The following is a 15,937-nucleotide window of genomic DNA, read 5'->3' on the forward strand; positions in this document are numbered from 1 at the left end:
GGGGCTTCTATTTGTAAGTTGGATAGAAGCTCTAATGAAGAATATGAATTTAAAATAAAAAAATGAAGCAGTCAAAGAAAATAATTATTTCGATAGTTTTCATTCTAATGGGAGCTTTTTCCAATGCGCAAACATTGAAAGTGATGACGTATAATATTCGCTTAGATGTTGCCAGTGATGGAGAGAATGATTGGAATCATCGTAAAGATTATTTCACTTCTCAAATTCAATTTTACAATCCTGATATTTTTGGAGTCCAAGAAGCAAGACCCAATCAGGTTGTTGATATTTCAACTTCACTTTTGGAATACAATAATGTAGGTATTGGAAGAGACGGAATTGGGCAAGGAGAATCGTCCAATATTTTTTATAAAAAAGAAAGGTTTACGGTTAAAGAAAGCAATACGTTCTGGCTTTCTGAAACGCCGAATAAAATTTCAAAAGGTTGGGATGCTGCCTACAATAGAGTTTGTACGTATGCGCTATTCAAGGATTTGAAAACAAAACAACTATTTTGGGTTTTTAATACACATTTGGATCACATTGGCGTAGCCGCCAGAACCAAAGGAATACAATTAATTCTTTCGAAAATAAAGGAATTAAACACTAAAAATTATCCTGTGATTCTTATGGGGGATTTAAATTCAGAACCTCAGGAAGACAGAATGATAACGCTTAAAAAAACAATGGATGATTGCAGAGATGTTACACAAGAAAAACCTTTTGGTCCTTATGGAACATTCAATAATTTTAAACACAATGAACCCGTAACTAAATTGATAGACTATGTTTTTATTTCGAAGAACAGTATTTTGAAAGTGAAAAAATATGCCGTTTTGAGCGATTCAAAAGACTTGAAATATCCATCGGATCATTTACCGGTTTATGTTGAAATAAGCTTTAAATAAATTATGAACACTATAAAAAATACTATGAAATTTTTATTTGTATTAACCCTTACGCTGCTTATGTCAAAATGCTCTCCGTCTGGAGACACCGTTGGTCCGGCTCCAACGCCAACGCCAAATCCGCCGGTAGCAGTAACAAATGAAATGGATTTTTGGTTGACAAAAGGCAATCAAAGTGTGGTGCTTCAAAAGCAAACATCAATTTTAGCATTTGGAACAACCTATAATAACTATGCAAATATTGAGGTCGATGATGCTAAAACGTTTCAAACAATCGATGGTTTCGGATATACCTTAACGGGAGGAAGCGCCCAGGTTATAAATCAATTAAACGCACAAAAGAGACAAGAATTATTAAAAGAATTGTTTGGAACCAATGACAATTCCATTGCTATAAGTTATTTAAGAATTAGTATTGGTGCTTCAGATTTGAATGCAACGCCATTCACTTATAATGATTTACCAAGCGGACAAACGGATGTAAATCTGGACAATTTTAGTTTGGCACCAGATAAAACGGATTTGATTCCAATGCTAAAAGAAATTGTGGCAATTAATCCAAATATTAAAATCATGGCAACACCATGGTCACCACCAGTTTGGATGAAAGACAATAATGGTTTTGTAGGTGGAAGTTTGAAACCGGAATATTACGCAGTTTATGCAAAATATTTTGTAAAATACATCCAAACAATGAAAGCCGAAGGAATTACCATTGATGCCATTACACCACAAAACGAACCGTTGCATCCGGGCAATAATCCAAGTATGTTGATGATTGCATTGCATCAGGCAGATTTTATAAAAAATCATTTAGGTCCCGCTTTTAAGGCTGCAAATTTGACGACTAAAATTGTGGCGTATGACCATAATTGCAACAAACCCGAATATCCTATTGCAGTGCTGAATGATCCTGCAGCGAATCCCTATGTTGACGGTTCTGCATTTCATTTGTATGAAGGAGATATAAGTGCGCTGACTACAGTTCACAATGCTTTCCCTAATAAAAACATCTATTTCACAGAGCAATACACCTCTTCAACAGGAACTTTTGAAGGTGATTTGAAATGGCATGTCAAAAATGTAATTATCGGTTCCATGCGAAATTGGAGTAAAACAGCATTAGAATGGAACTTAGCAAATGACGCTTCTTTTGGACCAAACACTCCAGGCGGTTGCACTACTTGTAAAGGCGCACTAACAATAAACAGCAGTGATAGTTTTACAAGAAATGTAGGGTATTATATTATTGCTCATGCTTCTAAATTTGTCCCTGCAAATTCTGTGAGAATTGCTAGTAACCTTAGTGGCAACTTGAACAATGTGGCTTTTAAAACACCTAACGGAAAAAAGGTTTTAATTGTTGAAAATGATGGAAACACATCCGAAATTTTTAATATTAAATACAATGGGACTTGGGTTACAACATCATTGGAAGCGGGTTCAGTAGGAACCTATATCTGGTAAAATAACATCTATACATAACTACTTACATCATGAAAAAAATAATAACAACAGCCCTTTTGGCAGTGTCTTTTATTGCCATATCACAACAAAAAAATAAAACAAAACCAGTGTCTTTTTCTACAAAAGATAAGACAGTTACTGTTTATACTTCTGCTGATGGCACAAATTTAAGATTGTCAAAAACAGATAATCTGCAATTCACGGATTTAAAACAACCTCTTGAAACGCAACTGTGTGTTTTTGTGAATCCAAGTAAAACCTTTCAGACATTTTTGGGTATTGGTGGAGCAATAACGGATGCAAGCGCTGAGGTTTTTGCGAAATTAACCAAAGAAAGCCAACAAGAATTCTTAAATGCTTATTACGACAAAGAAAAAGGAATTGGGTATTCAATAATAAGAACTAATATTCACAGTTGTGATTTTAGTTCGGGAAGTTACACTTATGTTGATGAAGGTGACGCAGCTCTAAAAAGTTTCAATATTGAACACGATAAAGAATTCAGAATCCCATTAATTAAAAAAGCAATTGCAACGGCAGGAGGTAAGGCTACCGTATATGTAAGCCCATGGAGTCCGCCAGCTTTCATGAAAGATACAAAAAACATGCTGAGAGGTGGTAGATTGTTACCGGAATTTTATCAGTCTTGGGCAAATTATTATGTGAAATTTATTAATAGCTACCAGAAAGAAGGAATTCCAGTTTGGGGATTAACGATTCAAAATGAGCCAATGGCTACTCAAACCTGGGAGTCTTGTATTTATACAGCTGAAGAAGAACGTGATTTTCTAAAAAAATATCTGGGACCAACATTGAAAAAAGCAGGATTTGGGGATAAGAAAATAATAGTTTGGGATCATAACAGAGATTTACTGGCTCAAAGAGCGAGTACAATTTTAGATGACCCGGAAGCTAATAAATATGTTTGGGGAATAGGTTTTCATTGGTATGAAAGCTGGAGCGGAGGAAGCTCAATGTTTGAAAATGTTGGAAAAGTAAACGAAATGTATCCTGACAAAAACTTGATTTTCACGGAAGGTTGTGTTGAAAAATTTGACACTAAAAAATTGCAACTTTGGGCAAATGGAGAACGATATGGGGAATCTATGATTCATGATTTTAATAACGGAACAGTAGGTTGGACAGACTGGAATGTTCTTTTGGATGAAAATGGAGGTCCAAATCATGTGGGTAATTTTTGTTTTTCGCCTATACATGGTAATACAAAAACCGGGGAATTAATCTATACGCCTTCTTATTATTTTATTGGTCATTTCTCTAAATTTATTGGGAAAAGTGCAAAAAGAATTAGCAGTGTTGCCAGTCAAAGTTATTTAATGACTACTTCTTTTTTAAATCAGGACGGAAAAGTAGTAACGGTTGTTATGAACAAAACGGACAAGAAACTGAAGTATAGTTTGTGTATTGGAACAAAAGCAACTGAAGTTTCTATACTGCCTCACGCTATTCAAACTTTAATATATTAATTATGAAAAAAATAACGTTCAGTTTACTTTTTGTTATTTCTTCATTTATAAGTTTTTCGCAACAAAAAACAGTAAGCCAAAAAGTGAATGCTTTGCTAAAGCAAATGACACTCGAAGAGAAAATTGGACAACTCAATCAATATACGGGAAATAATCAGGCTACTGGACCCATAACCATAAATCCAAATAAAGAAACCGAAATTAAAACAGGTTTAATTGGTTCGATGTTGAATGTTATTGGGACTAAGTATACCCGACAATACCAAGAATTAGCCATGCAATCCCGATTGAAAATTCCGTTGTTATTTGGTCAGGATGTTATTCATGGATTCAAAACTACTTTTCCTATTCCTTTGGCGGAAGCTGCAAGTTGGGATTTAGAAGCGATGGAACTTTCGGCAAGAATTGCTGCTGTGGAAGCATCGGCAAGTGGAATCCATTGGACATTTGCTCCCATGGTTGATATTTCTCGTGATCCGCGTTGGGGACGAGTAATGGAAGGAGCAGGAGAAGACACTTATTTAGGTTCGAAAATTGCCTATGCCAGAGTGAAAGGTTTTCAAGGGAATTTAGGTGATGTCAATTCGGTAATGGCTTGCGTGAAACATTTTGCTGCTTACGGGGCTGCTGTTGGCGGAAGAGATTACAACTCGGTTGATATGAGTGAAAGGATGCTTTGGGAAACGTATTTGCCTCCTTTCAAATCAGCTTTGGATGCAGGCGCTGCAACATTTATGAATTCGTTTAATGATATCAACGGAATTCCGGCAACAGGGAATAAATACCTGCAAAGAGATATTCTAAAAGGGAAATGGAATTTCCAAGGTTTCGTAGTTTCCGATTGGGGTTCGATAGGGGAGATGGTGAACCACGGATATTCAAAAGACAACAAAGAAGCAGCATTGCAGGCCATAACAGCAGGAAGTGATATGGATATGGAAAGCAATGCATATCGATACCATTTAGCGGAATTAGTTAAAGAAAATAAAGTGCCAATTGCCTTGATTGATGATGCCGTTAAGAGAATTTTACGTAAGAAATTTGAATTGGGGCTTTTTGACAATCCTTATAAATACTCCAATCCGGAAAGAGAGCAAGCTGCGTTAAACAATTCGGAGCACAGAAAAGTAGCCAGAGATATTGCAGCAAAAAGTATCGTTTTATTGAAGAATGATAAAAACATTTTACCGCTTTCTAAAGACACAAAAACGATCGCTTTTATTGGACCTTTGGTTAAAGAACACAAGCAAAACATGGGTTTTTGGGCAGTGGAATTGCCAGAGCTGGATTATGACAAACAAGTCGTTTCCCAATGGGAAGGCGTGCAAAATAAAGTAAGTAGTTCAACTAAATTGCTTTACGCCAAAGGGTGTGAAATTGAAGGTGATAATAAGGATGGTTTTGCGGAAGCAATTGCTGTTGCCAACCAAGCCGATGTTGTGGTCTTAAGTATTGGTGAAAGAGCGGATATGAGTGGTGAAGCTAAAAGCCGCAGCAATATTCATTTACCTGGAGTTCAGGAAGAATTGGTGAAAGCGATTCAAGCGACTGGAAAACCGGTTGTAGTTTTAATTAATGCCGGAAGACCGCTTGTTTTTAACTGGACTGCAGATACTATTTCTGCAATTGCTTACACGTGGTGGTTGGGAAGCGAAGCAGGAAATGCTATTGCTGATGTTTTGTTTGGCGATTACAATCCTTCGGGGAAATTACCCATGTCTTTTCCTAGAGAGGAAGGTCAGATTCCTATTTACTACAATCATTTCAACACAGGAAGACCGGCTAAAAATGATACGGAAATAAATTATGTTTCGGCGTATACCGATTTAAAAAATAGCCCTAGATTTCCTTTTGGCTATGGATTGAGTTATACTACTTTCGAATATTCAGATTTGAAATTATCCAAAAATAAAATTAAAAGTGCTGAAAAGATGGAGGTTTCATTAAATGTGAAAAATTCAGGAAAAGTGGCAGGTGAAGAAGTAGTTCAGTTGTATTTGAGAGACAAAGTAGGATCTGTGGTCCGGCCAATTATTGAGTTGAAAGATTTTCAAAAGATAAAACTGAATGCGGGTGAAACTAAAGTTGTGAAATTTATCATAGACAAAGAAAAATTATCTTTTTACAATGCAGCATTAGAATGGATTACTGAACCAGGAGACTTTGATTTGATGATTGGTTCGTCTTCGGCAGACATCCGTTTGAAAGAGACTTTCGAATTAGTGAAATAAATAAAAAAGTATTAACTCTGTATCTATTCCCTAACAAACTTGTAATTATGGTATTTAAATTAGGAACACAAATTTGATAAGAGGGAATTTAGTTTAGAAGGTGTTTTAAACTGAAAGCAAAAAATGATAAATTTTTAAAATTGTATGCTCCTTTATTTTCTTTAAAAAAATGAACTAAATTGCGTCTTTCAAAGAGTATAATTTAATTACTAGATAGATCGCATGTTAAAAGCCATTTTAGATAACAAGGAAAATTATCAGCCGGGTTTGTCAATAGATTGTGTGATTTTCGGATTTCATGACAATCAGCTTAAAGTGTTATTGATCAAAACAAAGTACAGTGATAAATGGGCTTTGCCTGGAGGTTTTGTATCTGTAAACGAAGATATTGATCAGGCAGCAGTTACTGTTTTGCATGGTAGAACAGGACTAAAAGGGATTTTTCTAAGGCAGTTTTCCACATTCGGAGCTGCTAGAAGGTGTGATGTTGATTTTAGTAATAGTATTCTGGACTTTTACGGAATACCTTTAGACCAAGGAAAATGGTTTGCTAGCCGTTTTGTAACAGTTGGTTATTATGCTTTAGTTGATTTTTTAAAAACGATTCCGCAACCAGATGGGAAAAATGAAATTGTGGAGTGGATTGACCATAATGCAGTGCCGGAATTGGTTTTAGATCACAAGCAAATTCTGGACAAAGCATTGGAAACACTTCGTATGGAATTGAATTTAATGCCAGTAGGATATAATTTACTTCCCGAAAAATTTACCATCCCAGAACTACAAAAACTATATGAAACCATATTAGGCAGAACGCTCGACCGAAGAAATTTTCTGCGTAAAATAACGGCAATCGGGATTTTGATAAAGTTGGACGAGAAGAAAAGTAATGTAGCCCATAAAGCACCTAATTTATATAGTTTCGATAAAGAAAAATACGAAGAAGTAGTTAAGAACGGATTGACCCAAGGTTGGTGATTTAAAGAAAAGGCATAAAAAAACTCCATTATTTCTAATGGAGTTTTTTGTGGGCGATGAGGGGTTCGAACCCCCGACCCCCTCGGTGTAAACGAGGTGCTCTGAACCAGCTGAGCTAATCGCCCTAATGCAATTTGGTTACTTTCGTTTCCGTTATTGCGTGTGCAAATATACGCCACTTTTCTAGATTTGCAAGTAAAAAACAAAAAAATTATAAAATTTCTGCTGCGACAAAGGTGCTTCCGCCAATGTATATAAAATCAGATTTCTCAGCGTTTTCAATTGCTTTTTGATAAGCTTCTGGAACAGAATTATATACTTCGCCTTTTAGTTCGAAAGTTGCTGCTTTTTGTTTTAGAATTAGAACATCAAGCCCGCGAGGAATATTGGGTTTGCAGAAATAATAATTTGCTTTTTTAGGGAATAAAGGCAGAATTTCATCTAAATCTTTGTCATTTACTACCCCCAAAACAATATGTAAAGTATCAAAATCTTCTTTTTGTATTTGATTCAAAACAATTTCCAGTCCGTTTTTATTGTGTGCCGTGTCGCAAATGACTTTTGGAAATTCTCCTAATTGTTGCCATCTTCCTTGAAGTCCGGTGTTTTTTACCACATTTAATAAACCAGATTTTGTACTTTCAGGAGTGATTTTAAATTCGTTCTGACTATTTAGAATGGAAACGGTTTGTAATACAGTTTTTTTATTGTGTATTTGATAATCGCCAATTAAATCAGAAGGATAGGTTTCTGAAATCAATTCAGAAGCAAAATAGATTTCTGAATTGCATTCTTTGGCTTTTGCCAAAAACACAGGTTTGGTTTCAGGAGTGTATTCTCCAATAATTACGGGAATATTTGGCTTTATGATTCCCGCTTTTTCAAAAGCGACAGCTTCAAGTGTGTTGCCTAAAAATTGCGTGTGATCCAATCCTATATTGGTAATAACTGAAACTAATGGAGTGATGATATTGGTGGCGTCCAATCTTCCGCCCATTCCTACTTCAATGACGGCGATGTCTACTTTTTCTTTGGCAAAATAATCAAAAGCTAGTCCAACGGTCATTTCGAAAAAACTCATGTCGTTTGATTCGAAAAAACTTTTGTGTTCATTAATGAAATCAGTAACAAATTCTTCTGAGATATCCTTTCCGTTAATTTTGATGCGTTCCCGGAAATCCTTTAAATGTGGTGAAGTGTACAGTCCAACTTTATAACCCGCTTCTTGAAGTATGGATGCCAACATGTGTGAAGTGGAGCCTTTTCCGTTAGTCCCCGCAACATGAATACACTTTATTTTTTCTTGTGGATTATCAAGATGAGCTATGAGTAAATGCGTGTTGGTTAAATCTTTTTTATAGGCCGAAGCGCCCTGAAGTTGGTACATCGGGAGCTGGTTAAACATCCAATTTATGGTTTCCTGATAGTTCATTTCTGTAATAAAATAGTAGTTGTTTGAAATATTTCTCGATTTTTTTAGTTTAATAGTACATCGAAAAGTATCTTTAGTGCAAAATTGAAATAATTTTTAGAATTAATGATTAAAATACAATAATATTATATGTTTAGTTTTATACAATTACAGGCCGACACCATTACCAACGCTGCTTCAAACGTAGTTATTGAAAAAATTGCTCCAAATGCCGAAATATCCACTTTAGGATTCCTTTTAAAAGGTGGTGTGTGGCTTATCCCAATCGGGATTCTATTATTTTACACTTTTTATCTGATTATTGAACGCTATTTGTATATCAGTAAAGCATCAAAAATTGATACTCTTTTGATGCGCGATGTGCGCGATAATCTAAATTCAGGAAATCTTGATTTGGCTCGATCTATTGCAGAAAGAAATAATACGGCTTCGGGTAATATTGTAAGAGAAGGGATTCTGGTTATCGGGAGACCCATTATTGAGATTGAATCCAACATGGATCGTGCTGCTGATATCGAAATAGGAGGAATGGAAAAGCATTTAGGTCATTTGGGACTTATTGCAGGAATTGCGCCTACACTTGGATTTATTGGGACTATTTCAGGAGTAATTAAAATATTTTATAGTATTTCGGTAACTGAAAACATTAGTATTGGTAACATTTCCGGTGGATTGTATGAGAAAATGATCAGTAGTGGTGCTGGATTAATCGTTGGTATTATTGCGTATAGCGGATATCATTTATTAAACGGCAAGATTGATAATTTTGCGTTAAAAATTCAAAAACAAATATTAGAGTTTGTAAATATTATTCAAAGATCGTAACATGTCTATAAAGCGAAAAAGAAGATTTCATGCCGAGGTTGCTACTTCGTCATTAAGTGATATTATGTTTTTCTTATTGTTGTTTTTCTTGATTATATCAACGTTGGCTAATCCTAATGTTATCAAAATGACATTGCCAAAAGCCAAATCTAACGAGAAAACAAACAAGCAATACATCAGTTTATCTGTTACTGAGGATAAAAAATTCTACATAGACAAGCAAGCGGTTTCATTTGAAGAACTCGAAACGACTTTGATGTCTAAAATGAATTCAGAGAAAGATCAAACAGTTATTGTGAGAATTCCATTCAATTTACAAGTACAAGATTTAGTTGATGTGCTGCAAATAGGAGTGAAGAACAATCTGAAGTTTGTGATTGCTACCAGTCCCAAGTGAAAATGATTTCTAAAAAGAAAATTATAATATATTCGTTAGGATTTTTAATTCTTGAAACTCTTTTTCTAGGATTATTTATTAATAATATGAAACCTGATCCTAGTGTTTCAATTGCCCTAGTTTTAATAATTCCATTCTTATTTATTCTAAACATAATATTTGCAACTATATTATATTTTTTGAAAAAGGAAATTGCAAAGTTGTTTTTTATAAACTCAGTAATTTCTCCAATAATATTTTATGCTTTGTGGAGTTTATGGTTTTTAGATTATCAAGAAAGAAATAATAAAGAGTATTATTTCAAAATTGAAAATAAAGATTTTGAAATCAGTTTGTCAAAAACATCAGATTATTTTTTGATTTCCGATTCCGAAAACATAAGTCGAGTTTATGGAGGGAAATATGAAACAAAATCTGATAGTATAATATTAGTCGATGGAAAAATAAAAATGGCAATTATAAATAACAAATTAATTGGTTTTCCAGAATCATCTAAAGAAATTAAACTAAGCGAAAATAAACAGAAAATGCCTCGATAATATTGAGGCATTTTCTGTTTTATACTATTTATATCTGTGTTAATAAGCTCAATCTATGGCCTAGTTTTTAATTCAAATTGAAATTGTAAACAATCTTACCGACTTGCTTTTCCGGGGCATCGCTGCTCGCATCCCATCTCGTGTTCATTGCAGCAATTCTTGCTTGGTCTAATAAGCATTTTGCAGTATTTGTTGTTCCTTTTACGCCGGCAACTGCATTTACAGTCCTTCCAGTTCTGTCTACAGAAACTTCTACGACAACTTTTCCTTGTTCGTTACAAGTGTATTTTGGTGCGGGTTTAGATAATGCTTTTCTGTTTCCTAACGAATATCCAACTCCTCCGCCAGAACCGCTTCCGGTTCCTCCACCGCTTCCGGAGCCATATCCGCTGCCAGTTCCTATTCCTGTTCCAGTGCCGTTTCCTCCTCCTGTTCCTCCACCGGAACCACCCGTTCCATAATAACCGTTAGAACTTAAGCTTCCGTTAGCTTTTCCTTTGTTTCCGGCTGCTTTGTCATCGCCATCGCCGCCTTTACTAGAGCCTTTCAGAATGCTGGATAAAGCATCATTTGTATTGTTGGAAACCTTAGGTTTTACAACCGCTGGTTTTGTTTCCTCTTTTACAACTACTGTTGGTTTTTTAGTTTTTTCTTTCGTCGGAATCACAACACTTTCTTCAGTGCTGTTTTCCTGAGATAAAATAGCTTCCTCCGGAATTGATTTTGCAGGCGTTTGCCTGGTTTGGTTTTTTACCTCTAAAACTTCACTTTTATAATTTGCTCCGGAACCGAAATCGCTGTCACCAAAATTTACAGTAACGCCACCGCCACCTCCGCCGCCAGCAAGTTCATCCATATTTGCAGGTGGCCAAAATCGGATGAAAAATAAAATTAACAACATTGTCGCATACAAAAGAATGGATAGTGCTAACGATTTCTTTTGATCTGATGAAATGGTGGAACTCATTTGTATTTTAAATTTTAAAAAGTGTATTACTAAAAAACGTTGAAAAGTACTAAAAATTGTCAAGAGTAAAAAGCTACTGAAGGAATATAAATAATATTGCTTTCGCTTAAACTAGAAATGAGAAAAGGGATTAAATAGATTTTAAAATCTGCTTAATCCCAGTTCCGATAAATATTAAAGAATGCTATTTTATTTTAAGTAAGCTGCTTCAATGCAATTTCAAAAGCAGTAGCACTAATATTTGTTTTACTTGGATTCAAATTATGTGCTTTTTCAATTGCTTTTTTAATGATTTCCGAAGTGTCTTGAAAGATAGCTTCATCTGTCATTTGTACTTTCTTCTCCATGAAGTAAGCAAAAACACGAGCCATACCACAATTAGAAATAAAGTCAGGAATTAAACTCACTTTATGATCTACATCTTCCATAATTGGACCAAAAAAGATTTCTTTGTCGGCAAAAGGAACATTCGCACCACAAGAAATTACTTCAAGACCGTTAGCAATTAAGCTGTCAATTTGAGATTGAGCTACTAATCTGGAAGCGGCACATGGAGTGAATATTTCAGCACCTATGGTCCAGATTTTTTGATTGATTTCTTCAAAAGGAATCATATTTTCGGCAACCAGTTTGTTTCCGTCTTTTGCAAGGAACAATGCTCTTATTTCTTCGAAAGTGAATCCATCTTCGTTGATTAATCCACCATCTCTGTCGATAATACCAATTACTTTAGCACCCATTTCGGCTAAGTAAAAAGCGGCAGCAGAACCTACATTTCCAAAACCTTGTACGATTGCTTTCTTCTCTTTTACATCTCCACCATAAATAGTGTAATAATTACGAACGGCTTCGGCAACGCCATAACCGGTAATCATATCAGCAATAGTATATTTTTTAGATACATCAGGCGAGAATTTTGGATTTTCAATCACTTTTACCACACCTTGACGCAATTGTCCAATTCTGTTGATTTTGTCTGCTTCGGTAGGTTTGAAGTGACCGTTAAAAACACCTTCCTGCGGATGCCAAACACCACATTCTTCCGTCATTGGAATCACTTCGTGAATTTCATCTACATTCAAATCACCACCAGTTCCGTAGTAACTTTTTAATAAAGGAGAAACGGCTTTATACCAACGTTGTAAAACGCCTTTTTTTCTTGGATCATTTGGATCAAAATTAATTCCGGATTTAGCACCGCCAATAGCAGGTCCAGAAACAGAAAATTTTACTTCCATAGTTTTTGCCAAAGACAAAACTTCATTCATATCCAACCCTTTTCTCATACGGGTTCCACCACCGGCAGCACCACCACGCAGCGAATTGATGACTGTCCATCCTTCAGCTTCAGTTTCGGCATCTTTCCAATGGAAAACTATCTCAGGTTCCTTATTTTCGAATTTCTTTAATAAATCTTTCATTTATTGCGATATGTTTATTTTTGACAAATATAAAAAATAGAATAATGCGAATTATGTGTTTCTCGAATAATTTCGGACAATAATTTTTACTGGCCTAATAAATTCTTTTTAAGATTTTCACCCACAGGATTGTCCGACAACCAAATTCCAAAGAATGCTTTTTTGAAATCAAATCCTGCTATTTTGCCTTTTAATTCATCGTTTTTGTAAACCCAAATAGAAGTGTCAGTAGGATTGTAAATCAAATTAAAAACATCATTCTCTACAATTTCATCGCTTAACATACCTTTAAGTTGTTCCATTCTTGGTAATAATGTATCAAGAATATCTTTAGAAGACAGTTCAAAACCTTTATTTAAATTTCGGGTTAGTTTACCTGATGAAACCATTGAAGAGGTGATTTGTATTCTGATAGCCATTTCAGTATTACTATCAATAATATCTTTTGCATCTTGAGAAAGTATTGTTAAGTATAATGCTTGAACGTATACTTCGATCATCATTTTTGATCTGGTTCCAAATCCGTTAAGCTGAAGCGTTTTATTTTGGAATTTTATTTCTCTTGGAACAATAACACCATTAACATCAAATTGGGTTTGCGCTGTAGCGATATTGGATTGAATAAGTAAAAACAGTGTAAATAAGGTTAATAAGATCTTTTTCATGAGTTGTGTAGGTTTAAAATTTTTGGCAAAATTAGTCTTTTTAAGCGATGGGGAAATATAGTTTATTTAAAATATTTCAATTATCATAAATAACTCCTGAACTGTGATCAGTTTTGGCACCAGTAACGCTTGATAAGACATTAATTTCACCTCTAAGTTTTAAAACGCCGAGTAAAGCAAAAATCAACGCTTCTTTGAATTCCAGGATTTTTGTTGACGGAATTATGATTTTCATTTCCGGTAAATGATATTGAATCCGCTCCATAAGAAAATCATTGTAAGCGCCGCCACCAGTGATAAAAAGGCTTCCTTTTTTATTTGGCAAAGCCAAAGCAATTTGCAATGCTACATGCTCCGTAAAAGTGCATAATTTATCTTCAATTGGAATGGAATAGTTGTCGATAATGGGTAAAACAGTTTCTTTTACAAATTCAAAACCCAATGATTTAGGATGTTTCTTCTGATAAAAATCTAAAGCATTTAATTCATTTAATACATCTTCGTTGCAAATTCCGGTTCTTGAAATACTGCCTTTGTCATCATAGTCCAAACCCAATTGGTTCGCATAAAAATTCAAAACGGTATTTACAGGCGAAATGTCAAAGGCGATTCGGTTGTTGTTTTGCTCAAAAGAAACATTCGAAAAACCACCTAAATTCATACAGTAATCATATTCAGGAAATAAAATTCGGTCGCCAATAGGAACCAAAGGAGCGCCCTGACCGCCAAGTTGTACATCCTGAACTCTGAAATCACAAACTACCGTTTGATTAATTAATGATGCGATTTCGGGTAAGTTGCCAATTTGAAGCGTGAATCCGTTTTGAGGTTGGTGTAAAATAGTATGTCCATGGGAACAAACGGCATCGAGATTCTTTATATCGTATTTTTCGATAAAATCAGAAATGATAGTAGCCAGAAGTTGGGTGTATTCTTGATCTAATTTTTCGAGAGCAGCTTCGGAAAAACCTACCGCTATTTTCAATTTGTTTAACCAATCAATGCTGTACGAAATGGTTTCGGATTCCAAGATTTGAAATTCCCATTTATTATTTTTTGCAGTAAAGACAATATGCGCCAAATCTACTCCATCGAGAGAAGTTCCTGACATAACACCGATAACGGTATACTTTTCTTTAAACATTGGCTAAATTTACGAAATCGTTTGAAATCTGATTTTTAATAATTACTTTTGTCGACAAATTTAAGAACATTTAATTTACTATAAAAATATGGATTTTAATCTGACTGAAGAGCATTTAATGATTCAACAAGCGGCACGAGATTTCGCAAATGCTGAATTGTTAGCTGGAGTTATAGAAAGAGACGAACATTCAAAGTTTCCTACTGAACAAGTGAAAATGATGGCTGATTTGGGTTTTTTGGGAATGATGGTCGATCCTAAATATGGTGGATCTGGTTTAGATAGTATTTCGTATGTTTTGGCTATGACCGAAATATCAAAAGTTGATGCTTCTGCGGCAGTAATTATGTCTGTAAATAATTCATTAGTTTGTGCCGGTATAGAAAAATATTGTAATGAAGAGCAAAAAATGAAATATTTGGTTCCACTTGCAAAAGGGGAAGTGATTGGAGCATTTTGTTTATCAGAACCAGAAGCGGGTTCAGATGCCACTTCTCAAAAAACAACTGCAATAGATAAAGGAGATCATTACTTGTTAAATGGTACTAAAAACTGGATAACCAATGGTTCTTCGGCATCTACCTATATTATAATTGCTCAAACGGATATTGAAAAAGGACACAAAGGAATCAATGCCTTTATTGTTGAAAAAGGTTGGGCTGGATTTGATATTGGTCCAAAAGAAAAGAAAATGGGAATCCGTGGATCAGATACGCATTCTTTAATGTTCACGGATGTAAAAGTTCCGAAAGAAAACCGAATTGGAGCTGATGGATTTGGGTTTAATTTCGCAATGTCAGTTTTGAATGGCGGAAGAATCGGTATTGCATCTCAAGCATTAGGAATTGCAACCGGAGCGTATGAATTGGCATTGAAATATTCACAAGAAAGAAAAGCTTTTGGGAAAGAAATTTTCAAACACCAAGCAATCGCTTTCAAATTAGCGGATATGGCCACTCAAATTATGGCTGCAAAAATGCTGGTTTTGAAAGCTGCTTCTGAAAAAGATGAAGGGAAAGATATTTCACAATCAGGTGCTATGGCTAAGTTATTTGCTTCGCAAACCGCTATGGATACTACAATTGAAGCTGTTCAAATTCACGGTGGAAATGGATATGTAGCTGAATACCATGTGGAGCGTATGATGCGTGATGCTAAAATTACTCAAATTTATGAAGGAACTTCTGAAATACAAAGAATTGTAATTTCAAGAACATTAGTTTCATAAAAAAAATTCATAAGATTTTATAAACCCTTTCAAGTTCTGATTTGAAAGGGTTTTGTTTTTCTGCTTTGGGTGTTGAACCTTATAGAAGAATTGGTACTGAAATAGCGGAGTTGATTACGGCAATTTTGATTTTTAATACTAAAAACTTCACTGTTTGGGGCTATAATGGGTTGCGGAGTCATGGTTGGTGCGATTTTTGCTCCTCTGTTCGTACTTGGGATTGAAGTGAAAAATGATGGTGGTACACT

General features: G+C 35.0%; 14 protein-coding genes and 1 tRNA gene. 9 read left to right on the top strand and 6 right to left on the bottom strand.

Going from position 1 to position 15,937, the window contains the following annotated elements:
- Nucleotides 1-107: 107 nt before the first annotated feature.
- The 5 genes from E0I26_RS13265 to E0I26_RS13285 all read left to right on the top strand — a co-directional run bounded on the left by E0I26_RS13265 (nucleotide 108) and on the right by E0I26_RS13285 (nucleotide 7,071).
- The gene (locus E0I26_RS13265; protein WP_394346102.1) at nucleotides 108-908 is read left to right on the top strand and encodes an endonuclease/exonuclease/phosphatase family protein; all 801 of its coding nucleotides are present in this window, start codon (nucleotides 108-110) and stop codon (nucleotides 906-908) included.
- Between the two features lie 24 nt (nucleotides 909-932).
- Nucleotides 933-2,375, top strand: a complete 1,443-nt coding sequence (locus tag E0I26_RS13270) for a glycoside hydrolase family 30 protein (protein WP_131916951.1) — start codon at nucleotides 933-935, stop codon at nucleotides 2,373-2,375.
- Between the two features lie 29 nt (nucleotides 2,376-2,404).
- Entirely contained in the window at nucleotides 2,405-3,862 is a 1,458-nt protein-coding gene (locus tag E0I26_RS13275) for a glycoside hydrolase family 30 protein (protein WP_131916952.1), read from the top strand.
- Between the two features lie 2 nt (nucleotides 3,863-3,864).
- On the top strand, nucleotides 3,865-6,093 hold the full coding sequence (locus tag E0I26_RS13280) for a glycoside hydrolase family 3 N-terminal domain-containing protein (RefSeq protein WP_131916953.1): 2,229 nt from the start codon (nucleotides 3,865-3,867) through the stop codon (nucleotides 6,091-6,093).
- A 222-nt stretch (nucleotides 6,094-6,315) separates the two neighbouring features.
- Entirely contained in the window at nucleotides 6,316-7,071 is a 756-nt protein-coding gene (locus tag E0I26_RS13285; protein ID WP_131916954.1) for an NUDIX hydrolase, read from the top strand.
- 50 nt (nucleotides 7,072-7,121) lie between these two features.
- On the opposite strand, the gene E0I26_RS13290 is transcribed toward E0I26_RS13285, so the two are convergent.
- Together E0I26_RS13290 and E0I26_RS13295 are read right to left on the bottom strand one after the other, a co-directional pair.
- Nucleotides 7,122-7,196 (bottom strand) — tRNA-Val (locus tag E0I26_RS13290).
- Nucleotides 7,197-7,282: 86 nt separating this feature from the next.
- Nucleotides 7,283-8,503: a bifunctional folylpolyglutamate synthase/dihydrofolate synthase gene (locus tag E0I26_RS13295; RefSeq protein ID WP_131916955.1), complete on the bottom strand. Its 1,221-nt coding sequence runs from the start codon at nucleotides 8,501-8,503 to the stop codon at nucleotides 7,283-7,285.
- 129 nt (nucleotides 8,504-8,632) lie between these two features.
- On the opposite strand from E0I26_RS13295, the gene E0I26_RS13300 reads away from it, so the two are divergent.
- The 3 genes from E0I26_RS13300 to E0I26_RS13310 are packed head-to-tail and all read left to right on the top strand — an operon-like array spanning nucleotide 8,633 to nucleotide 10,264.
- A complete protein-coding gene (locus tag E0I26_RS13300; protein WP_131916956.1) occupies nucleotides 8,633-9,328 on the top strand; it encodes a MotA/TolQ/ExbB proton channel family protein in 696 nt (231 codons plus the stop codon).
- 1 nt (nucleotide 9,329) lies between these two features.
- Complete coding sequence (locus tag E0I26_RS13305; protein WP_131916957.1) at nucleotides 9,330-9,725, top strand: ExbD/TolR family protein; 396 nt, start codon at nucleotides 9,330-9,332, stop codon at nucleotides 9,723-9,725.
- Nucleotides 9,726-9,727: 2 nt separating this feature from the next.
- On the top strand, nucleotides 9,728-10,264 hold the full coding sequence (locus tag E0I26_RS13310) for a hypothetical protein (protein WP_131916958.1): 537 nt from the start codon (nucleotides 9,728-9,730) through the stop codon (nucleotides 10,262-10,264).
- 67 nt (nucleotides 10,265-10,331) lie between these two features.
- Here the strand turns inward: E0I26_RS13310 and E0I26_RS13315 are convergent, their stop codons facing one another.
- The 4 genes from E0I26_RS13315 to E0I26_RS13330 form a co-directional block, all read right to left on the bottom strand.
- Nucleotides 10,332-11,231: an energy transducer TonB gene (locus E0I26_RS13315; RefSeq protein WP_131916959.1), complete on the bottom strand. Its 900-nt coding sequence runs from the start codon at nucleotides 11,229-11,231 to the stop codon at nucleotides 10,332-10,334.
- Nucleotides 11,232-11,425: 194 nt separating this feature from the next.
- Entirely contained in the window at nucleotides 11,426-12,652 is a 1,227-nt protein-coding gene (locus E0I26_RS13320; RefSeq protein ID WP_131916960.1) for a Glu/Leu/Phe/Val dehydrogenase dimerization domain-containing protein, read from the bottom strand.
- Between the two features lie 86 nt (nucleotides 12,653-12,738).
- Nucleotides 12,739-13,317: a chalcone isomerase family protein gene (locus E0I26_RS13325; protein ID WP_131916961.1), complete on the bottom strand. Its 579-nt coding sequence runs from the start codon at nucleotides 13,315-13,317 to the stop codon at nucleotides 12,739-12,741.
- A gap of 76 nt (nucleotides 13,318-13,393) precedes the next feature.
- Nucleotides 13,394-14,461, bottom strand: coding sequence for an anhydro-N-acetylmuramic acid kinase (locus tag E0I26_RS13330; RefSeq protein WP_131916962.1), 1,068 nt, complete (start codon nucleotides 14,459-14,461; stop codon nucleotides 13,394-13,396).
- Nucleotides 14,462-14,549: 88 nt separating this feature from the next.
- On the opposite strand from E0I26_RS13330, the gene E0I26_RS13335 reads away from it, so the two are divergent.
- Nucleotides 14,550-15,689, top strand: coding sequence for an acyl-CoA dehydrogenase family protein (locus tag E0I26_RS13335; protein ID WP_131916963.1), 1,140 nt, complete (start codon nucleotides 14,550-14,552; stop codon nucleotides 15,687-15,689).
- Nucleotides 15,690-15,937 lie beyond the last annotated feature (248 nt).

This window comes from Flavobacterium rhamnosiphilum, from assembly GCF_004349195.1.
Classification (GTDB): Bacteria; Bacteroidota; Bacteroidia; order Flavobacteriales; family Flavobacteriaceae; genus Flavobacterium; species Flavobacterium rhamnosiphilum.